Annotated in this window: 20 protein-coding genes and 1 tRNA gene; 10 read left to right on the forward strand and 11 right to left on the reverse strand. The window is 64.9% G+C overall.

The window, feature by feature from the left end; translation table 11 throughout:
* Positions 1–48 precede the first annotated feature (48 nt).
* Both BM244_RS02040 and BM244_RS02045 read left to right on the forward strand, forming a co-directional pair.
* Positions 49–1179, forward strand: a complete 1131-nt coding sequence (locus BM244_RS02040; RefSeq protein ID WP_093397075.1) for a lactonase family protein — start codon at positions 49–51, stop codon at positions 1177–1179.
* 72 nt (positions 1180–1251) lie between these two features.
* A complete protein-coding gene (locus BM244_RS02045) occupies positions 1252–1476 on the forward strand; it encodes a hypothetical protein (RefSeq protein ID WP_093397076.1) in 225 nt (74 codons plus the stop codon).
* A gap of 326 nt (positions 1477–1802) precedes the next feature.
* Here BM244_RS02045 and BM244_RS02050 read toward each other — a convergent pair whose 3' ends face one another.
* The 4 genes from BM244_RS02050 to BM244_RS02065 all read right to left on the reverse strand — a co-directional run bounded on the left by BM244_RS02050 (position 1803) and on the right by BM244_RS02065 (position 3521).
* Positions 1803–2678: an exonuclease domain-containing protein gene (locus BM244_RS02050; RefSeq protein ID WP_254784223.1), complete on the reverse strand. Its 876-nt coding sequence runs from the start codon at positions 2676–2678 to the stop codon at positions 1803–1805.
* A 59-nt stretch (positions 2679–2737) separates the two neighbouring features.
* A tRNA-Arg gene (locus BM244_RS02055) sits at positions 2738–2814 on the reverse strand.
* Between the two features lie 195 nt (positions 2815–3009).
* The gene (locus tag BM244_RS02060; RefSeq protein WP_031394799.1) at positions 3010–3270 is read right to left on the reverse strand and encodes an SWIB/MDM2 domain-containing protein; all 261 of its coding nucleotides are present in this window, start codon (positions 3268–3270) and stop codon (positions 3010–3012) included.
* A gap of 47 nt (positions 3271–3317) precedes the next feature.
* Positions 3318–3521 (reverse strand): hypervirulence associated TUDOR domain-containing protein, encoded by a 204-nt coding sequence (locus BM244_RS02065; protein WP_093397078.1) that lies wholly within the window; start codon positions 3519–3521, stop codon positions 3318–3320.
* Between the two features lie 119 nt (positions 3522–3640).
* Between BM244_RS02065 and BM244_RS02070 the strand changes: the two genes are divergently transcribed.
* Genes BM244_RS02070 through fghA form a run of 3 tightly spaced genes read left to right on the forward strand, consistent with a single transcriptional unit; the run spans position 3641 to position 5977 of the window.
* Positions 3641–4747, forward strand: a complete 1107-nt coding sequence (locus tag BM244_RS02070; protein ID WP_093397079.1) for an S-(hydroxymethyl)glutathione dehydrogenase/class III alcohol dehydrogenase — start codon at positions 3641–3643, stop codon at positions 4745–4747.
* 10 nt (positions 4748–4757) lie between these two features.
* Positions 4758–5141: a VOC family protein gene (locus tag BM244_RS02075; protein ID WP_093397081.1), complete on the forward strand. Its 384-nt coding sequence runs from the start codon at positions 4758–4760 to the stop codon at positions 5139–5141.
* Entirely contained in the window at positions 5141–5977 is an 837-nt protein-coding gene (gene fghA, locus BM244_RS02080; protein WP_093397082.1) for an S-formylglutathione hydrolase, read from the forward strand. The genes BM244_RS02075 and fghA overlap by 1 nt, the downstream gene beginning before the upstream one ends.
* 260 nt (positions 5978–6237) lie before the next feature.
* On the opposite strand, the gene BM244_RS02085 is transcribed toward fghA, so the two are convergent.
* Entirely contained in the window at positions 6238–9207 is a 2970-nt protein-coding gene (locus BM244_RS02085) for a TonB-dependent receptor (RefSeq protein ID WP_093397084.1), read from the reverse strand.
* 215 nt (positions 9208–9422) lie between these two features.
* Between BM244_RS02085 and folE the strand changes: the two genes are divergently transcribed.
* From folE to BM244_RS02105, 4 genes are all read left to right on the forward strand, one after another.
* Complete coding sequence (folE, locus tag BM244_RS02090) at positions 9423–10049, forward strand: GTP cyclohydrolase I FolE (protein WP_093398046.1); 627 nt, start codon at positions 9423–9425, stop codon at positions 10047–10049.
* A complete protein-coding gene (locus BM244_RS02095; protein WP_093397085.1) occupies positions 10049–10807 on the forward strand; it encodes an SDR family NAD(P)-dependent oxidoreductase in 759 nt (252 codons plus the stop codon). Before folE ends, BM244_RS02095 begins: the two co-directional genes overlap by 1 nt.
* Entirely contained in the window at positions 10800–11150 is a 351-nt protein-coding gene (locus tag BM244_RS02100; RefSeq protein WP_093397087.1) for a dihydroneopterin aldolase, read from the forward strand. The genes BM244_RS02095 and BM244_RS02100 overlap by 8 nt, the downstream gene beginning before the upstream one ends.
* A gap of 94 nt (positions 11151–11244) precedes the next feature.
* Positions 11245–11922 carry a type 1 glutamine amidotransferase domain-containing protein gene (locus BM244_RS02105; protein ID WP_093397088.1) on the forward strand — a complete coding sequence of 226 codons (678 nt, stop codon included), beginning with the start codon at positions 11245–11247 and terminating at the stop codon, positions 11920–11922.
* Positions 11923–11966: 44 nt separating this feature from the next.
* On the opposite strand, the gene leuA is transcribed toward BM244_RS02105, so the two are convergent.
* From leuA to miaA, 6 genes are all read right to left on the reverse strand, one after another.
* Entirely contained in the window at positions 11967–13625 is a 1659-nt protein-coding gene (gene leuA / locus BM244_RS02110; protein ID WP_093397090.1) for a 2-isopropylmalate synthase, read from the reverse strand.
* A 197-nt stretch (positions 13626–13822) separates the two neighbouring features.
* A complete protein-coding gene (locus BM244_RS02115) occupies positions 13823–14425 on the reverse strand; it encodes a YceI family protein (protein ID WP_093397091.1) in 603 nt (200 codons plus the stop codon).
* A 658-nt stretch (positions 14426–15083) separates the two neighbouring features.
* On the reverse strand, positions 15084–16103 hold the full coding sequence (gene ilvC / locus BM244_RS02120; RefSeq protein WP_093397093.1) for a ketol-acid reductoisomerase: 1020 nt from the start codon (positions 16101–16103) through the stop codon (positions 15084–15086).
* 140 nt (positions 16104–16243) lie between these two features.
* Positions 16244–16759 carry an acetolactate synthase small subunit gene (gene ilvN / locus BM244_RS02125; RefSeq protein ID WP_056048113.1) on the reverse strand — a complete coding sequence of 172 codons (516 nt, stop codon included), beginning with the start codon at positions 16757–16759 and terminating at the stop codon, positions 16244–16246.
* 143 nt (positions 16760–16902) lie between these two features.
* Complete coding sequence (locus BM244_RS02130; protein ID WP_056048115.1) at positions 16903–18651, reverse strand: acetolactate synthase 3 large subunit; 1749 nt, start codon at positions 18649–18651, stop codon at positions 16903–16905.
* Positions 18652–18733: 82 nt separating this feature from the next.
* A complete protein-coding gene (gene miaA, locus BM244_RS02135; protein WP_093397094.1) occupies positions 18734–19663 on the reverse strand; it encodes a tRNA (adenosine(37)-N6)-dimethylallyltransferase MiaA in 930 nt (309 codons plus the stop codon).
* Here miaA and serB point away from each other — a divergent pair.
* Positions 19656–20537 carry a phosphoserine phosphatase SerB gene (gene serB, locus BM244_RS02140; protein ID WP_093398047.1) on the forward strand — a complete coding sequence of 294 codons (882 nt, stop codon included), beginning with the start codon at positions 19656–19658 and terminating at the stop codon, positions 20535–20537. The two genes, miaA and serB, sit on opposite strands and share 8 nt — an antisense overlap.
* The last annotated feature ends 69 nt before the right edge of the window (positions 20538–20606 follow it).

Genomic DNA, 20606 nt, shown 5'->3' on the forward strand with positions numbered 1-20606 from the left:
CATGACGCATGACCGGGCATCAAGATCCGCAGCGCAAGAGGACGCAGGATGAGCGAATGGACGACGACACGGCGGTCCGCGTTGACCGCGATGGCGGTAACGATCGCGTTCCCGGCTGCAGCCCGACGGGGTACGACGCGGCCCGGCGTCCGGCCGGTCACGCTGATCGCCGGGACCTATGCGCGCGAGAGCGGCAAGGGGGTGTATCCGGTCACGTTCGATCCCGCGCACGACACGTGGCGGGTGGGAACGCCGATCGCCGGGATCGACGACGCCTCGTTCGGGATCGGTGACGGACCGGGGAGCGCCTATTACCTCGTCCGCGAAGGCAGCACGGGGCAGGTTTCTGCGTACGCGCCAAGCTGGACGCGGGCCGGTACGGCGCCGACCGGGGGTGCCGATCCGTGTTACATCGCGCTCGACCGTGCCAGCGCCTGCCTCGCGGTCGCCAATTATTCGAGCGGTAGCGTGGCGTTTCACCGGCTCGACCAACGCACCGGCGTGCCCGGCGAGCCGACGCTGTTCCACCATACCGGCAATGGCCCCAACCACGATCGACAGGAAACACCGCACGCGCACTGGGTCGGGTTCAGCCCGGATCGGCACTGGCTGCATTCGGTCGATCTCGGCGCGGACACGATCTTCGCCTATCGTTTCGACCCGAGCGCGCGGACGCTTGCCGAACCGGTCGCGGCGTGGCGCGCGCCAGCGGGCGCCGGACCGCGCCATCTGGTACGGCATCCGACCCGACGGATCGCCTATGTGGTGTGCGAGCTCTCGAATACGCTGATTACGCTCGATGCGCGCGACGACGGCAGTTTCTTCACCCGGCATATGATCTCCACGCTGCCGGCCGGGCATCGCGGCGCGTCGCAGGCGGCGCATATCGCGATCGACCGAGCCGGGCGGCGAATCTATGTCTCCAACCGTGGGGATGACAGCATCGCGGTGTTCGCACTCGACGGCGACGGCCAGCCGACCCTGATGCAACACATCGCGAGCGGAGGAAGCTGGCCGCGTTTCTTCCTGTTGATCGAGGTGCAGCGCTGGTTGGTGGTCGCCAACGAACGGTCGGGTACGCTCGCTATCCTGCGCGTCGAATCCGACGGACGGCTGACCGCAACCGGGCAAACCTTAGCGGTGCCGGGCGCCGTGTTCCTGGGCGAACGTCAGGCGTAGACGGTCAGGATTACGGCGCTTCAATAGCGGAATGGTAGCCTGGTAGCGCTGCTGATCTCCGAAGCGGTCTGCGTGGGTCTGCAGGTCGATGGTTTGCCGCAGGAGCGGAGCATCGCCGGGCGTACCGACGGGCTGACCTGGACGACCTGGCGTGTTCGGCTGAACCATTTTCAGGTCGATGCGTCGAGAAAGGCATCGCTGGCGAGCGCGAATGTCGCCACCGATCCGCCGCATCGGACGCTGGCCCGAAAGCTTATCCGGCCCTACCTCCTATGGTGTGAAACCGCGGCGCGCTAGTTCGGGGCTGGTGTGCTTAGCCCTTCGGGATATTGCGCTGAACTTCGTGCGGAGATGCTGCGCGCCCTATGCGGCGAGCAGCCGTCCGTCGCCATGGATCCGGCGCTTTGCCTGCAGATTGCGACGCTCGTCGGATCGCCGCACGCCTTCTGTAGCGGGCAATACCGCCAGCATGTCGACAACCGGAGCCTATTGGCATATCCTCGCCACTGAAAGGACGGTCGCAGTTCGGCGCGCTCTTGCCGAAGTGGATGGGGCCGCGTCGCTTGTCGAGTTCTGCAAAGCCCACGCTCCGGGACGCTGGCGCGAGAAATGACAGCTATCCTTCAGGACTGGTCCGGTCCGGCGCCCACGTCCGCGAGGCCAAACTCGATTTCGGAGACGATTCGAATGGTGCCGCCCAGCCGTCGATAATGTTCCGCCCGGCGGTACGCGCCGCTGTTGCGGATCGAATAGCTGAACGGCGCGCGTCCGGCGATCATGAGCAGCGTCGTGGTGTTGCCGACCGCCGACACGATCCGGCCGCCGAGCGCAGCGATCCGGTGGGCCAGCGCCCCGTCGCGCGGCTCGCCGAGGATCGCGATGCGCTCGCCGCTCAGTGGCCCCGTCGGGGCCGGACGGGGGGCGGGGCCGGGCTTGCGCGGCGGAGCCAGCCATTCGTCGAGCGCGATCCCGGTATGGTCGATCGCCTTGACGATCACCCAGCCGGCCGCGCGCGCATCGCTGAGCGCGTCGTGATGCTTGTGCGCGATCCCGAGATATTGCGCGAGCAGGCCGAGGCGGTGGCTCTCCAGGTCAGGCCAGGCGCGCTTGGCAACCCGCACGCTGTCGAGCCACACCGTCTCGATCGGCGGACGGTCATGAACCCGGCAAGCCGCCGCAAGCGCGCCCTTGTCGAAATACGAGTGCGCAACCGTCGTGCGGCCGTTCAGATGACGATCGACGATGGCATGGACGTCCGCGAAGCTCGGCTGGCCGACGACGTGATGTTCGGCGATGCCGTGGATCCGCGTGTTGAACAGGTGGAATTCGTCGCGCGGGTCGACGAGTGTCTCGTAGTCGAAGATCTCGCGGCCGTCGCGGAATCCGACGATGCCGATCTGGCAGATGCTGCTGACCCGCGAACATGCGGTCTCAACGTCGATGACGACGAAGTCGGGGAGTAGGGCGGCGGCATCGGCGAGCATCGCGGTCGAAAGCATCCTGCCCCCATGCACGCATGCGAGAGCTGGATAAACATCTTTGACGACAGCGGAAAAGCTGGTGCCCCCGGCGAGATTTGAACACGCGGCCTACGGTTTAGGAAACCGTCGCTCTATCCGGCTGAGCTACGGGGGCATCCGGTTGCGCAGTACGACGGTCGGATGAGGCGATCAAGCGCCCGGTTGGCGATCGGCCAAAGCTGATTGCACGGCCGTCACGAGGCAGGGCAATCAGACCCGGCGCTCGGGTAGTGGGGTCGTGTCGAGGCGATCAAGGGCGACGGGTATCGCTTACGATGCCCCGTCGCCACTTGCCGTGCAGTGCGGGCGGTTAGGCCTTGACGTGCTGCGAGATGTACTTGTTCATCTCGAACATCGTGCACTTGTCACGCCCGAAGACCTTCTTCAGCTTCTCGTCCGCGAGGATCTCGCGCTTGTTCTCAGGGTTCTGCAAATTGTGGGCCTTGATGTAGACCCAGACCTTGCTGATCACTTCGCTGCGCGGGAGTTTGTCGTTGCCGACGATCTCGCCGAGCTCGGGAGAGGGCTGGACGGGGGCGTGGATGCCGCCGGTCTTGGGAGCTGTAGCCATAAGCATTCCTTCCTGTTGCGCGCGTGCGTTGGGCACTGCGCGCGTGGTCACGCCTTGGTGAGCGCGTCCGCCTTGTGCGCTGCCTTGCCGCCCTTGTCACTCCTTACGATGAACTGCGGCTCCTCCTTGGAGGCCTTGACGGTGTGTCCCTTGATCTTCGTATCGGCGGTCTGCTTCTTCTCGACCGTGCCATGCGCCTCGCCGCCGTGCGATTTCCAGGTAACCTCGTCGCCCTTCTTCGGATCCTTCATCGCGCCATCTCCTTGATTTGAAAGGATCAAGCGCGGGAACTCGGCATTAGTTGCATCGCCTGCGGGTTGCGGAGCCGGGGCTCGGGGGGCATCAGGGCGGCAATCAGGGAGACCGACCGATGAAGACCCGCGCCGCCGTAGCCTTCGAAGCAAAAAAACCGCTCGAGATCGTCGAACTCGACCTCGAAGGGCCGAAATTCGGCGAAGTCCTCGTCGAAATCATGGCGACGGGCATATGCCACACCGACGCTTACACGCTCGACGGCCTTGATTCGGAAGGGTTGTTTCCGAGCGTGCTCGGCCATGAGGGCGCCGGCATCGTTCGTGAGATCGGCGCGGGTGTAACCAGCGTCGCGGTCGGTGATCACGTCATCCCGCTATACACGCCCGAGTGCCGCCAGTGTAAGTCGTGCCTCAGCCAGAAGACCAACCTGTGCACCGCGATCCGCGCCACGCAAGGGAAAGGGCTGATGCCCGACGGCACGACGCGGTTCAGCTACAAGGGCCAGCCGATCTTCCACTATATGGGCTGCTCGACCTTCTCGAACTTTACGGTGTTGCCGGAGATCGCGGTCGCGAAGATCCGCGAGGACGCGCCGTTCGATACCTCGTGTTATGTCGGCTGCGGCGTCACGACGGGCGTTGGCGCGGTGGTGCATACGGCGAAGGTCCAGCCGGGTGATACGGTCGTGGTGTTCGGGCTTGGCGGGATCGGGCTGAACGTGATCCAAGGTGCACGGCTTGCCGGCGCAGGGATGATCGTCGGTGTCGACATCAACCCGGACCGCGAGGAATGGGGACGTCGCTTTGGCATGACGCACTTCGCTAACCCGACGGATGTGGGCGACATCGTCCAGCACATCGTCGCGCTGACCGACGGCGGTGCGGACTATACGTTCGACGCGACCGGCAACACGACCGTCATGCGGCAAGCGCTGGAGGCGTGTCATCGCGGCTGGGGTACCTCGATCGTGATCGGCGTGGCCGAGGCGGGGAAGGAGATTTCTACGCGGCCGTTCCAGCTTGTCACCGGGCGCAACTGGCGCGGGACGGCGTTCGGCGGCGCGCGTGGGCGCACCGATACACCGAAGATTGTCGACTGGTACATGAACGGGATGATCGAGATCGACCCGATGATCACGCACCGCCTGACGCTTGACGAGATCAACAAGGGCTTCGACCTGATGCACGCCGGCGAGAGCATCCGCTCCGTCGTGATCTACTGAGGACGCGCGAATGTTCAGCCATATCATGCTCGGCACCGACGATATCGCGGCATCGAAGGCGTTCTACGACGCAGCTTTGGGTGCGCTCGGCGTGCCCGAGGGCGTCGTGGATGAATGGGGGCGGGTGGTCTACGCGCACGCCGGCGGCCGTTTCCTGCTGACCAAGCCGATCGACGGGGAGCCGGCGAGCCACGGCAACGGCAGCACGATGGGCTTCGTCGCCGCGTCGCCCGAGGCCGCCGATGCGTGGCACGCCGCTGGTCTTGCGAACGGCGGGACCGCGTGCGAGAACCCGCCGGGTATTCGGCAGGGTACCGCGGGTCGCACGCTGTATCTTGCCTATCTGCGTGATCCGTCGGGCAACAAGCTCTGTGCATTGCACCGGGTCGCGTGATGGAGACCGTCTCCACTAGCAAGGCGTATGGCGGCACGCAGGGCGTCTACCGCCACGCCTCCCACGCGACCGGCACCGACATGACCTTCGCGGTCTACGTGCCGCCGCATAACGAGGGCGCGCGGTTGCCGGTGTTGTGGTTCCTGTCGGGCCTGACCTGCACGCACGCCAACGTCACGGACAAGGGCGAGTATCGCCGCGCGTGTGCCGAACTGGGCGTGATCCTGGTCGCGCCCGATACCTCGCCACGCGGAGACGACGTGCCGGACGACGACGCATACGACTTCGGGAAGGGCGCGGGCTTTTACGTCGATGCGACCGAAGAGCCCTGGGCGGCGAACTTCCGGATGCGGTCTTATGTCGAGGACGAACTTCCGGCGCTGATAGAGGCGGAGTTTCCGATGGCGGACATGGCGCGGCAGGGGATCTTTGGTCACTCGATGGGCGGACATGGAGCGCTGACGATCGCGCTACGCAATCCGGAGCGGTTCCGCAGCGTGTCGGCGTTCGCGCCGATCGTTGCACCGTTGCAGTGCGCCTGGGGCGAGAAAGCACTCGGCGGTTATCTCGGGCCGGACCGGACGGCATGGCGGGCGTACGACGCGTGTGCGCTGATCGAGGATGGCGCGCGGGTGGCGGAGATTCTGGTGGATCAGGGGGATGCCGATGGTTTCCTGGTCGAGCAGTTGAAGCCCGAGCTCCTCATGGCGGCGTGCGAGGGAGCAGGGATCGACCTGACGCTGCGGATGCAGCCGGAATATGATCACAGCTACAATTTCATTTCGACCTTTATGACCGATCATGTCGCTTGGCATGCGGAACGGCTCAAACGCTAACTACGGTTCCGCACGCCGCGAGCCTGTCGGTCTGCAGGCCGTGCCGTCACCCTTGCCGGCTTTGGCGTCTCTCTCCCGGCGGGAGAGGGAGGGGCCCCGCGGCGTCTTGACCGTGGGAAGAATGAGGCAAGGATTAAGGTAGGCTGAGCTCTGCATGAGCGAGCACGTAGCTCTACCCACACGTCGTCTTCGGCGTCGGATCCTCCCCCGGCAGGGAGAGGATCGTCAGCGCAACCGGAGCATCCGAGGGTTGCGTCCCCTTAGAACTTGAACCCCGCCGCAACCCCGTACCGCCGCGGTTCGATCGTGAAGATGTTGGTGAACAGCCCGGCCGACTGGTCCGTCACATACTGGCCGGTGATCGCGTCGTTGCCCGTCAGGTTCTGCACATATGCGCGGACGTAGAAGCGGTCTTCGCGCGCGTTGAGCTGGACCTGCATGTTGACAACTTCGTAGCCGGGGATGCGGTCGACCGCGGTGTTGAAGATGCTGGCCGCGAACCCGCCGGTATAGTTGAGGTCGGCGCGGGGGACGAGGCTCATGCCGTTGGCGAAGTCGATCGTGTACTGCGCACCGACCGACCATTTGTACGTCGGCGCTTGTGGGAGGCGATTGCCGCTGATGTTGGTCGTCACGCCGTCGAGCACTGAAACGCCGCTGGCTGCAGCGTTGGCGCCAAGCACGGAGCAGATGCCGAACGCACCGGTTGCCGCGACCGTCGGGATCGCGGTCGGTGCGCGCAGGCCGATCTGCGAATTGACCGCCGCGACATAGCCGTTCGACAGCGCGGCATTGCCCGCCACGTTCGGCACGACGACGCAGTTCGACGCGTTGGTGATGTCCTTGATGATTACCGCGTCCGAGCGCCCGCCCGACACGTCGCGTGGGTTCACCAGGAACTTGTCGCTCGAGACCTTCGAATGCAGATAGCTCGCGTTCATGTTGACCACGAACGCCGGGATCGGGCTCATGATCGCTTCGGCCTCGACGCCGTAGATATCGGCATCGACGTTGTCATTGACCGAGGTCCGCGCGACGATCCGGCTCAGCTGGAGGTTCTTGTACTGATAGTAGAAGCCGGTGAGGTTCAGCCTGAGCTGGCCGCCGCCGAAGGTGTTCTTCGAGCCGATCTCGTAGGCGTTGACCTGCTCGGGAAGGAATGTGCTGCTGACGTTGAACATCGGCAGCAACGGCGGATTGATCCCGCCCGATTTATACCCGCGCGAATAGGACGCGTAGAGCAGGTTGTTCTCGGTGATCCGGTAGTCTAGCACCGCGCGCCCGGTCAGCCGCGAGAAGCTGACCTGCGCCTCGGCGAACTCCTGCCGGCCCGGCAAATTCGGATCGAAATCGACCGTGCCGTAATTCAGGCCCTGCTCGATGCCGGTCGCGCCGATCGGCGTCAGCACGTTGAGTGCGAGGTTACGCGCCTCGTCGGTCTTCTTGTCATGATTGTAGCGCAGGCCGACGGTCAGCTTCAGCTTGTCGGTGAACTTGAAATAGGTCTCGCCGAAAATGCCGTACGACTTCAGACGGAACTCGGTGTCGCTGTTGCGATAGAACGGCGTCGCCAGGAAATAGCCATTGCCGGCGGGCAGGCCCGCACCCGCCGCATTCGCCGAACCGAGGATGCCGGAGGCATAATCGAGCCCGAACGAATTGACGAAATAATCGGTGTTGATCGATTTGCTGTCGACGTAGATTCCGCCGAGCAGGAAGTTGAACATCCCGTCGAAATTGCTGTCGAGATGCGCTTCGGCAGAATATTGGCGGTTCTTCTGGCGCGATCGATCGAAATCGAGGCTCTGTGGATAACAGCCGATCGAATTGCCGCCATAGATGCCGACATTGTTCGGATCAGAGGCCGACTGGCACGCGCCCCCCGCTGGACCATTGGGGATCAGCGTCTGCCGTACGCCGCCGAGGAACGCGAACGGCGATCCGGTGCGAGCCAGCGCGTTGAGCGTGGCGAGCCCGACATTGTTGGTCAACGGGTTCTCGACCGCCAGATTGTAGTCGGCGGTGCTGTCGACGACGTTACGCGTGTAGCCGCCGGTGAAGTTCAGGCTGACCGGGCCGAAATCGTGGAAGATCTTCGCGGTATATTGCTCTTCCTCGGCGAAATAGGTCGGGCTGTAGTCGAGCGACACGGTGCGTACGTCGGTCGGGTTGACGACGCCGGTATAGGTGTCCTGACCGTACAGGCTCTGGAGGCCGAAGCGCGCCAGCGCAGGGTTGTTGACCGCGAAGAACTCGTTCGAGCTGAGCACCGCGGACAGCGTCGAATTGCCGTTCGCGGTCTCGTTGGCGAGCCGGTCGGGCAGGCAGCCGAGGATGCCGGTGGGATCGCGGTGGCACAACTGCTTCTGCAAGCGCGAGCGATCGTCCTTCTCGCGGAAATAATAGCCGATCAGGTCGATCCGGGTATCGCTGGTCGGCTCCCACGACAACGTGCCGCGGATCGAATACAGGTCGCGCCCGTCGATCTTGCGGCCGTCATAGAGGTTCTTGGTATAGCCATCGCGGTTGAGATACGTACCGGCGACGCGGATGCCGAGCGTGTCGGTGAAGGGCAGGTTGAGCATCGCCTTCACGCGCTTCGAATCGTAGTTGCCGTATTCGAACTCGGCCGCCGAATGCACGCCGGAAAGGTCGGGCTTGGCGGAAATGAAGTTGACGACGCCCGAGGTAGCGTTGCGGCCGAACAAGGTGCCCTGAGGCCCGCGGAGGACCTCGATCCGTTCCAGGTCGAAGAACTCGCTCTCGAACAGGCGCGTGGTCACCAGCGGCATGTCATTGACGTGGATCGCAGTCGCGGTGTCGCAGGTCGCACCCGTACACAGGTCACCGATCCCGCGGATCGTGAAGCTGGACGTCGTGAAATTGGTCTTCGTGAACGTGACGTTCGGCAGCGTCTGCTGAAGCGCGCTCGGGTTGACGATCTGCTGCTTGGCGATGTTGTCAGCGGTAAAAGCGCTCACAGCGATCGGAACATCCTGCAGGCGTTGCGATTGGCGTTGCGCGGTAATCACGATATCCTGCGACGCATACGGGTCGGCTGGGCTACCGGTGGAGACGTTCTGCGCCGTTTGCGTCGACGGCGCTTCCTGGCCGGGACCGTTGGTGGGCGCTGTGTTTTCAGCCGACGTCGTGGTGGCCGTCTGGGCCATTGCCGGCGCAATCGACAGGAGTATCATCGCCGATGCGGCGAGCAATTCGAACTTGGCCATGTCAGTCCTCTCCCCGATCGTGCCGGTCTATGCCGATTCACGATTTCGTTTTTCAGGTATGGCGAAGTAACGACGAAAAGAATCAACCGTCAACGCTTTTTGGGCCCCTGATTACGGGGATTTAGCGCGCGTTGCTGAAATGAAACAGTTGCAAAAGAGGACCCATGTTCCGATGTTTGGGTATGCTGATAAAGGGTGTTGCGATGCGGGATGAAATGGACGGGGCCGAGGGACAGCCGGTTGGCGACGATGCGCTGGGTGCCGACGGCAAGGTGATTGTGCCCGAAGACGTAGCGTCGGCGATCCGTACGTTGATCCGCTGGGCGGGCGACGATCCGACCCGCGAAGGGCTGCTCGATACGCCGCGCCGTGTTGCACGTGCGTGGAAGGAATATTGCGCCGGCTATGGCGATGATCCGGCCAAGCATCTTGAGCGCGTGTTCGAGGAAGTCGGCGGCTATGACGAGATTGTCCTGCTGAAGGACATACCGTTCCAGTCCCACTGCGAGCATCACATGGCGCCGATCATCGGCAAGGCGCACATCGCCTACCTGCCGCGCGACCATGTCGTCGGCATCTCGAAGCTCGCGCGCGTGCTGCACGGGTTCGCGCGGCGGCTTCAGGTGCAGGAACGGCTGACCGCGGAAGTGGCCGACTGCATCTGGGACAATCTCAAGCCGCAGGGTGTCGCGGTGGTGATCGAGGCGAGCCATGCCTGCATGACCGCGCGCGGTGTCCGCACGCCGGGGGTGACGATGGTCACGAGCCGGATGATGGGCGTGTTCCGCGAAGACGACCGCAGCCGCAAGGAAGTGCTGGCGTTGATGGGGCGTGGCGTTTGATGCGAACCGTCCTGGTGACGGGCGGGGCGAAGCGGCTGGGTGCGGCGATCGTCCGGCGGCTGGCGGCAGACGGGCATGCGGTAGTGGTGCATCAAGGGCATTCGCCTGATGAGGCGGCGGCGCTGGTGACGGAGATCATTGGCAAGGGCGGTCGTGCCGCTTCGGTAGCGGGCGACCTGAGCGATCTGGGCACGATCGGCGATCTGTTCGCGGCGGCACGCTCGGCGATTGGCGGGCCGATCGACGGGCTGGTGAACTGCGCGTCGAAGTTCGAGTTCGACCGACCGCCGAGCATTGATCCGGTGCTGTTCGCCGAGCTTGGCGCGATCAATTGCGGGGCGCCGGTGCTTTTGGCTTCTGCACTGGCGTTGCAGGACGATGTTACCGATGGCGCGGTGGTCAACGTGCTTGACCAGAAGGTCGCGAACCTCAACCCGGATTTCTTCTCGTACAGTTGCGGCAAGATCGCACTGGAGGGGGCAACGACGATGCTGGCACAGGCGCTCGGCCCGCGTATCTCCGTCAACGCGGTATCGCCCGGGCTGACGCTGCCGAGCGGAGACCAGAGTGAGGAGGAGTTCGCGGCGGTGGCGAGCGACAATATGCTCAAGCGGCCGGTCGGCGGCCAGGCGGTCGCGGACGCGGTTGCGTGGCTGATGACAGCGAGGGGTGTAACGGGGCAGAATGTGTTCGTCGATTGCGGACAACGGTTTCTGGCACGCGACGGCGACGTGATGTTTGAGGGGCGACATGGCTGAGTTCACGACGATCCTCGACGGGCTCGAGGTTATGATGCGGCTGGGAATCCACCCGCACGAGGTCGCGCCGCAGCGCGTGGTCGTCTCGGTCGAGATGACGGTCGTGTATCCGGCGCCGCTCGGCGAGGATGCGATCGAGGAAGTGCTCGATTACGATTTCGTCCGCGCAGGGATCCTGGGGATGGTGGCTGGGCGGCCGTTCGCACTTCAGGAGACGCTGTGCGAAGCGATCGCCGCGTTGTGCCTGGAAGACGAGCGGGTGCGGCGGGTCGAGATCGAGACGATGAAGACCGACGTCTACCCGGACGCTGCGATCGGCTGCCGGATCGTGCGGGAGCGATAGTCTCTCGACCGGGCGTATTTGGTTTCACAGTCGGAAGGCGCCGATCCTAGAACCGGTTCGTTCTCTCCCAACGAACCTGATCCGGAGATCCATCTTGAAGATTCTCGTCGTCCTCACCTCGCATGCCGAACTCGGCGATACCGGCCGCAAGACCGGCTTCTGGCTCGAGGAACTCGCCGCACCCTATTACGTGTTCAAGGATGCCGGCGCGGACATCACGCTCGCATCGCCGGCCGGGGGCCAGCCGCCGCTCGATCCAAGCAGCGCCAAGCCCGACGCGCAGACCGATGCGACCCGGCGTTTCGAGGGCGATGCGGAGGCCACCGCGGCGCTCGCCGATACGCGCAAACTGTCCGACATGCGGATCGCCGACTATGACGCGGTGTTCTATCCCGGCGGGCATGGGCCGCTCTGGGATCTCGCCAACGATTCGGCATCGATCGCGTTGATCGAGACCGCGATCGGTGCGGGCAAGCCCGTCGCGCTGGTCTGTCACGCACCCGGCGTGCTGCGCGACGTGAAGGCCACCGATGGCGCGCCGCTCGTGAAGGGCAAGACGGTCACCGGCTTCACCAACAGCGAAGAGGCGGCGGTCGGGCTCAGCGATATCGTGCCGTTCCTGGTCGAGGACATGCTGCAACAGAAGGGCGGCAATTATTCGAAGACCGCCGACTGGGGTGTGTACGTGGTCGAGGACGGTCTGCTCATCACTGGCCAGAACCCCGCCTCGTCGGCAAAGGCGGCGGAGACGTTGCTGGCAAAGCTGGCGTAGTCAGAAACGGCCACCGGTTCAGCCGGTGGCCGTCTTTTCGAAGTTCAGGCGCGGTTGGCGGCGCTGAGGACCGCGCGGACTGAGGCGGTGGCGATGTCTGTGTCCATGCCGACGCCGAACACCGTCTTGCCCTCGGCTGTCCGGCATTCGACATACGCCGCAGCCTGAGCATCCGCGCCGTGGCCGATCGCGTGTTCGTTATAATCCACGACGTCGAGCGTCGGGCCGGTTGACTCTGCGATCGCCGCGATCACGCCCGAGATCAGGCCATTGCCACGCCCGGAGATCGACCGCTCCTCGCCGTCGATCGCGACGCGGCCGATGAACACACGCTGCCCCGAGGCGCCGCTTTCCTCGTAATCGCGCAACTCCACGCGGTCGTCGGCCTGCGGCATGTAGGTCCGCTCGAACAGGCCCCAGATGTCCGCGGCGTTCAGCTCGCGGCTGGTCTCGTCGGCATAGGCCTGGACGTGCCGGCTGAAGTCGGCCTGCAACCGCTTGGGCAGTTTCAGCCCCTTGTCCTGCTCGATCACCCAGGCGACGCCGCCCTTGCCGGATTGCGAGTTCACGCGGATCACCGCCTCGTAGCTGCGGCCGAGATCAGCGGGGTCGATCGGGAGATACGGCACCTCCCACAGCGTGTCGTTCTTCGCCTCCTGCGCCGCGAAGCCCTTCTTGATCGCGTCCTGATGCGACCCCGAGAACGCGGTGAAGACCAAGTCGCCGGCATAGGGCGTGCGCGGGTGGACGGGGATGTTGGTGCAGTAATTGACCGTGTTCACGACGCCGTCGATGTCCGACAGGTCGAGCTTCGGATCGACGCCCTGCGTGTACATGTTAAGCGCGACCGTCACGAGATCGCAATTGCCGGTGCGCTCGCCATTGCCGAGCAGGCAGCCCTCGACGCGGTCCGCGCCCGCCATCATGCCGAGTTCCGCCGCCGCGACGCCGGTGCCGCGGTCGTTATGCGTGTGCAGCGAGATCGCCACCGCGTCGCGGTTGCGGATATGCCGCCCGAACCATTCGATCTGGTCGGCATAGATGTTCGGCGTCGCGCACTCGACCGTGGCTGGCAGGTTGAAGATGATCGGGTTCTCGGGCGTCGGCATCAGGACGTCCATCACCGCCTCGCAGACCTCGAGGCTGAAATCGAGTTCGGCGGTCGAGAAGGTTTCCGGCGAATATTCGAACTGCCAGCGGACGTTCGGCTGCTTGGCGGCTTCGTCGCGCAGCACCTTGGCGCCATCGATGGCGATCTGCTTCACCTGCGCGCGGTCCATCCCGAACACGATCTTTCGCCACGCCGGCGACACCGCGTTGTAGAGGTGGACGATCGCGGTCTTCGCGCCGACCAGGCTGGCAAAGCTCGTCTCGATCAGGTCGCGGCGCGACTGGGTCAGCACCTGGATCGACACGTCGTCGGGGATGCGGCCGGTCTTCACGAGGCCGGAGATGAAGTCGAACTCGGTCGCACCCGCACTCGGGAAACCGACCTCGATCTCCTTTAGGCCGACCTTGCAGAGCAGGTCGAAGAAGCGCGTCTTTTTCTCCGCGTCCATCGGGTCGATCAGCGCCTGGTTGCCGTCGCGCAGATCGGTGGAGAGCCAGCGTGGCGGCTTGACGATCGTCTTCGACGGCCATTGGCGGTCGGGCAGGTCGACTTGGGGGAAGGGTCGGTATTTGGTCGATGGGTCGCGCAGCATGGCTCGTGTCTCTCGTGTCGTCGGGAGCGTTCGGGTCAGCCCTTAGGCGCGAGGCGCGGGGCAGGGCCACCGCGCAAACGATCGGCGCGCCTAAGGGCGCGTAAGTCGAAGCAGCAGGAGGCGGCCATACGTCATTGATGGCGTCCTATCGCGCGGACACGGTCCGTGTCCAGCGCGATAGGAAATTCGACAGATTATTACGCCGAGAAGGCAGCGTTGATCGTCAGGTCGACCTTGTCCGACACGACCGGGGCGTAGGCGCCGAGGTTGAAGTCGCTGCGCTTGATCGAGGTCGTCGCGCGGAAGCCGAAGTTCAGCTTCTTGTTCATCGGGTTCGCGCCTGCGCCGATGAAGGTCGCCTGGAGCACGACCGGCTTGGTGACGCCCTTGAGCGTGAGGTCGCCGGTGATCGTCGCCTTGTCGCCGGTCGCGACGACCTTGGTCGAGACGAACTTGGCGGTCGGGTAGGTCGCGGCGTCGAAGAAGTCCTTCGACTTCAGATGGCCGGCGAACGGTGCCGCGGTGACGGAGAGCTGGTCGATCGCGAAGTTCACCTCGACCTTGGTCGCGTTCGGCTTGGCGGGATCGATCGTGATGCTGCCGCCCGATGCGCCGAGCTGCCCTTCGAGCATCGAGAAGCCCATGTGGTTGACGGCCCACGTGACCTGCGTGTGGTTCGGATCGACCGCGTAGGTGCCGGCGGCGACGCGTGCCTTGACGGGGGCGCCGGGGATGGCGGCGGTCTGGGCCATGATGGGGGCGGCGCTGAGGGCGAGGATCGAGGCTAGGACTAGGCGCATGCGGGGTCTCCTGTTTGACGCGCGATGCTGGCCGAGTGGCGGGAGCGCGTCAAACGACGTTATGCCAACGCTGTGTTTCGGTTTGCGTGCGTGCGGAAGTTCACGAAGTTCACGGTACGTACCCCCCGCGATGGGCTTCCGGCGAGATCTGTCGGCGGGGTCTGCGCCAAGGCCGAGTGGATCATGGGCCTACGCGCAGGGCCGGGAGCGTCTTGCGCTGGATGGAAGACGCGGGGGCGGTGAGTCGCGATGGGCATAAGGGAAGGGTGACACCGGCGTGGCGTGTAGGACAGCGCGGATTGTCCGAGCGCTTGGCGCCCCGGTCGGGGGGCTGGAGTAACGGGGTGGAGTGGAGGTGTGGCTGTGGCTTGGGGAGCAGGCCGGAGAGTTTGTGGAGAGGGAGCACTTACCCCAAAACGCCACCACCCCGGCGGAGGCCGGGGCCCAGTTGGAAAGGTTGCAGTAACGGGGCGTCGTCTTCCGTTAGCAACGTCCCCCAACTGGGCCCCGGCCTTCGCCGGGGTGGGATGGGGTTGGATGTGACTTCTGGCCAAGCGCTTTCCACACGCCCGCCCGTCGGACCCGGCGAAGCCGTGCCCTATGGGCAGGCTTCGTCGTGCCGGCCGCGCTCACGCGCTGTCGCGCGCTCGCGTTCGCGTCAGTTCTTGGCCTTATCGACGAGAGCATTCTTCCCGATCCACGGCATCATGCCGCGCAGTTCGCTGCCGATCTTCTCGATCGGATGCGCCAGCGCCTGCTTGCGAGCCGCCTTCAGTTCAGGCTGCCCCGCACGGTTGTCGAGGATGAAGTTCTTCACGAACCGGCCCGACTGGATGTCGGCCAGCACGCGCTTCATCTCGGCCTTGGTCTCCGCCGTGATGATCCGCGGACCCGTCGTGATGTCACCATATTCCGCGGTGTTCGAGATCGAATAGCGCATGTTGGCGATGCCGCCCTCGTACAGCAGGTCGACGATCAGCTTGGTCTCGTGGAGGCACTCGAAATACGCCATCTCGGGCGCGTAGCCGGCTTCGACCAGCGTCTCGAACCCGGCCTGGATCAGGTGGGTGATGCCGCCGCACAGCACGGCCTGCTCGCCGAACAGATCGGTCTCGCATTCCTCGCGGAAGTTGGTCTCGATGATGCCAGAGCGACCGCCACCGACGCCTGACGCGTATGCCAAAGCGATGTCGTGCGCGTTGCCCGACTTGTCCTGGTCGATCGCGATCAGGCAGGGGACGCCGCCGCCGCGGACGTACTCGCTGCGCACCGTGTGGCCGGGGCCCTTGGGCGCGATCATGATGACGTCGAGATCGGCGCGCGGCTCGATCAGGCCGAAATGCACGTTGAGGCCGTGCGCGAACGCAATCGTCGCACCCTGCTTGAGGTTGTCGTGCAGGTCGGCAGCGTAGATTGCCGCCTGATGCTCGTCGGGCGCGAGGATCATGACGATGTCCGCCCAGGCGGCAGCCTCCTTGTTCGACTTGACTGCGAAGCCCGCCTCGATCGCCTTCTTGGCGGTGGCCGAGCCTTCGCGCAGCGCGATTGCGACGTCCTTGACGCCCGAATCGCGGAGGTTCTGTGCGTGCGCATGGCCCTGCGAACCGTAGCCGACGATCGCGATCTTCTTGTCGGTGATGAGGTTCAGGTCGGCGTCGCGATCGTAATAGACACGCATTGGAATGGTCCTTTCGATAAGGTGTGTCCCTCCGCGAAGGCGGAGGGCCAGGCTGGGCTCCCGCCTTCGGACGCCCTTCAAAGTATTACTTTGAAGGAAAGCCCTTCGCGGGAGAACAAAACTTTAAAAGCGGAGAAGTGTTACGCCGGCTCTTTGCCGCGGGCGATCGCGACTATGCCGGTTCGGGCTACTTCGATCAGACCGACTTCACCCATAAGTTCGACGAACTTGTCGATCTTGTCGATCCCGCCGGTGACCTCGAACACGAAGCTCGACGTCGTCGCATCGACCACGCGCGCGCGGTAGACGTCGGCGAGGCGCAGCGCCTCGATCCGGTGGTCGCCAGTGCCGCGGACCTTCACCAGCGCAAGCTCGCGCTCGACATGCGCGCCCTGTGCCGTGAGGTCGGTGACCTTGTGAACCGGCACCAGCCGGTCGAGCTGGGCGATGATCTGCTCCATCGTCGCCGGCGAAGCGCTGGTGACGATCGTGATCCGGCTGACCGACTTGTCGGCGGTGATTTCGCTCACCGTCAGGCTCTCGATATTGTAGCCGCGCGCGGTGAACAGGCCGGCGATCCGGGCGAGGATGCCCGGTTCGTTGTCGACGATGACGGCGAGCGTATGCCGCTCGGCCTTTTCCTGGGAAATGTGCATGGTTCAGTCTCCCCCCCGCCCGCTTGCGGGAGGGGGTAGGGGGTGGGCGCGCGGATAGCCGCAGACGATGCCGGTCGGGATTGAGCGCGAGCCCACCCCCGGCCCCTCCCGTTCACGGGAGGGGGGAAGAAGAAACGCCGCCATCACACCAGCGCCTTCGCTTCGTCGTCCATCGTGCCGGACACTTCGTTCGCCTGCAGGATCATGTCGGTATGCGCGGCACCCGACGGGATCATCGGGAAGCAATTCGTCAGCTGCGACACGCGGCAGTCGACGATCACCGGGCCGTCATACGCCAGCATCTCGGCGATCCCGCTGTCGAGCTGGTCGCGCGTCTCGATCAGGATGCCCTTCCAGCCATACGCCTCGCCGAGCTTCACGAAATCGGGCAGCGAATCCGAATAGCTCTCGGCATAGCGGCTCTCGTAGGTGAGCTCCTGCCACTGGCGGACCATGCCCATATACTGGTTGTTGAGGATGAAGATCTTCACTGGCAACCGGTATTGCGACGCGGTCGCCAGCTCCTGGATGTTCATCTGGATCGACGCTTCGCCGGCGATGTCGATCACCAGCGCGTTCGGGTTGCCGAGCTGCGCGCCGATCGCGGCGGGCAGGCCGTACCCCATCGTGCCGAGACCACCGCTGGTCAGCCACTTGTTCGGCTTTTCGAACCCGAAATGCTGCGCCGCCCACATCTGGTGCTGGCCGACCTCGGTGGTGATGATCGGCGAGCGCGCGTGCGTCGCGTCGAACAGCGCCCGGATCGCGCGCTGCGGCATGATCTCGTTCGGGTCGTTCTCGGGGAAATCGAGACACTTGACCGCACGCCAGCCGGCGATCCGTCGCTGCCAGTCGGTCGTGTCGGGCTTGGGATGCTGGCGGCTCTTCCAGATCCGCACCATGTCCTCGAGCGCGTGGCCGACGTCCGCGATAATCCCGAGATCGACGCGCACGGTCTTGTTCACCGACGAGCGATCGATGTCGATATGCACTTTCCGCGAGTTCGGGCTGAACGCATCGAGCCGCCCCGTCACGCGATCGTCGAAGCGCGAGCCGAGCGCGACGACGAGGTCGGCCTGGTTCATCGCCATGTTGGCCTCGTACGTGCCGTGCATCCCGAGCATGCCGAGCCACTGCGGCCCCGATGCGGGATAGGCGCCGAGGCCCATCAGCGTCGACGTCACCGGTGCGCCGGTGATGCGGACGAGCTCGCACAGCAACTGGCTCGCGGCCGGGCCCGAGTTGATGATGCCGCCGCCGGTGTACAGGATCGGACGTTCGGCCGCGGCGAGCATGTCGACGAGCTGCTCGATCTGCGACTGATCGGCCTTCACCTGCGGGCGATAGGTCTTGTGCTGGATCGGGCCCGGCTTCTTGTACCGAGCCGTCGCGACCTGCACGTCCTTCGGAATGTCGACGACGACCGGGCCGGGACGACCCGAGGTGGCGATGTGGAACGCCTCGTGGATCACGTCGCCAAGCTTGGCGGGATCCTTCACGAGGTAATTATGCTTCGAGCAATGCCGCGTGATGCCGACGGTATCGGCCTCCTGGAACGCGTCGGTGCCGATCAGTGCGGTCGGCACCTGGCCGGTGATCACGACCATCGGGATCGAGTCCATCAGCGCGTCGGTGATGCCGGTGACCGCATTGGTCGCGCCGGGGCCCGAGGTGACGAGCACCACGCCGGGCTTGCCGGTCGAGCGTGCATAGCCTTCCGCGGCATGCGTCGCAGCCTGTTCGTGGCGCACGAGGATGTGCTTGATCCGGCCGCTGCGGAACAGCGCGTCGTAGATCGGCAGCACGGCACCACCCGGATAGCCGAAGACGACCTCCACGCCGAGATCGCACAGCGCCTCGATCAGGATATCGGCTCCACTCTTCTCGGTCATTTCATATCATCCTTTGCGAGAACGCTGCCTTTAGCGTCTCGTGGTGGGGCCGGCTACCGATATAAAAGATGCGTGTCAAACATCATTTGAGCAATATAGTTTCAAATTGCCGCAGGCGCGTTGGGAGGTCGAGGGCTTCGGTGCGGGTCCATTCGGGCGGCGGCTGGTGTCGAAGCCACGTATATTGGCGCTTGGCGTAGCGGCGCGTGGCGAGCGATCCGGCGGCGATGGCGTCGATTTTCGAAGTCTCGCCGCGGACCAGGGCGGCGATCTCGGGGACGCCGATCGCGCGGCGGATCGGGGCGTCCGGCGGGATGTCGGTGCGCGCGAGGAGCGCGGCGATCTCGTCGCGGCTAGTGTCGGCCATTTCGGCGAAGCGCTGGTCGATGCGTGCGTTGAGCCAGTCGCGGTCGGGGATCAGGATCAGCGCGCGAACGTCGACCGTATCGCCGATCCCGCCGACCTTCTCGGTCTGCCAATCGGCGAGCGTGCGGCCGGTGCCGCGGACGACTTCAAGCGCTCGGGCGACGCGGGTGGTGTCGGCTGCGTTGAGCTTGGCCGCAGCCTGCTGGTCGAATTGCGCGAGCGCGGCGTGTGCTTCGGCGACGGGGAGGGCGCGGACCTCCTCGCGAAGGGCCGGGTCGATCGCGGGGACGGGCGCGATGCCGTCGAGCAAGGTGCGGATATAGAGCCCGGTGCCACCTACCAGGATCGGCAGCTTTCCCTCCGCGAGTGTGTCTCGGATCGCCACCGTCGCCTCGGCGGCCCAGCGCGCGGCCGAGTAGGTCGCATCGGCGGCGTCGACATGGCCGAACAGGCGGTGCGGGGCGCTGGCCTGTTCTTCCGGCGAGGGTCTCGCGGTCAGGATTCGGAGGTCGGCATAGACCTGCGCGGAGTCGGCGTTGATGACGACGCCGTCGTGGCGCGCGGCTACGGCCAGCGCGAGCGCGGACTTGCCGCTCGCGGTCGGCCCTGCGATGAGCGCGACCTTCGGGAGATGTTCTATGTTCACGGCAACGCTTATAGCCTCGGGCACGCTGACCGCAGGCGATATTTCGACCGCGATGGACCGCCTGCGCGACGCCGATTGCGCACCGGGCGCGAGCGGCTGGATCGATGAGGGCGACGCGGCGGATCTGATCTTCGGGATGGCGCCGAACGCGGCTCGGGTCGCGCTCGAGGGTGCGTTCGCGGCAACTGACGTCGTCGTGCAATCGAGCCTGGCGCGCACGAAGAGGCTGCTCGTCGCCGACATGGATTCGACGATGATCACCGTCGAATGCATCGACGAACTCGCCGACTATGCTGGTATCAAGCCGCAGATCGCGGAAATTACCGAACGCGCCATGCGCGGTGAACTCGATTTCGAGGCGGCGCTCGACGCTCGCGTGGCGCTGTTGAAGGGGCTGGTGGAAAGCGACGTCGAACGCTGCCTGGCCGAACGCGTGAAGATCATGCCTGGCGCGAAGGCGCTGGTGCGGACGATGCGCGCAAGGGGCGCTTTGGCGGTGCTGGTGTCAGGCGGGTTCACGCGGTTTGCCGAGCCGGTGGCGAGGGAGATCGGCTTCGACCGCGCGATCGCCAATGTGCTGGAGATCGAGGGCGGTGTGCTGACGGGGACGGTGACCAAGCCGATCGTAGGGTCGAATACGAAGTTGACGACGTTACGGGCGGCAATTGCCGAGCGGGGGATCACAGTCGAAGAGTCGCTCGCGGTCGGTGATGGCGCGAACGACCTGGCGATGATCGAGGCGGCTGGGCTGGGCGTAGCGTATCATGCCAAGCCGATCGTTGCGGCGGCTGCGGCGGCGCGGATCGATCATGAGGATCTGACGGCGCTTCTCTACGCGCAGGGTATCGCGAAGCAGCACTGGGTGCTGGACTAGGGTTCTTCACCCCTCCCTGGAAGGGAGGGGCAGGGGGTGGGTCGGGTTCCGCATGGTTGGACAGTAGTG

It is taken from the genome of Sphingomonas sp. OK281 (assembly GCF_900115295.1).
GTDB lineage: Bacteria > Pseudomonadota > Alphaproteobacteria > Sphingomonadales > Sphingomonadaceae > Sphingomonas.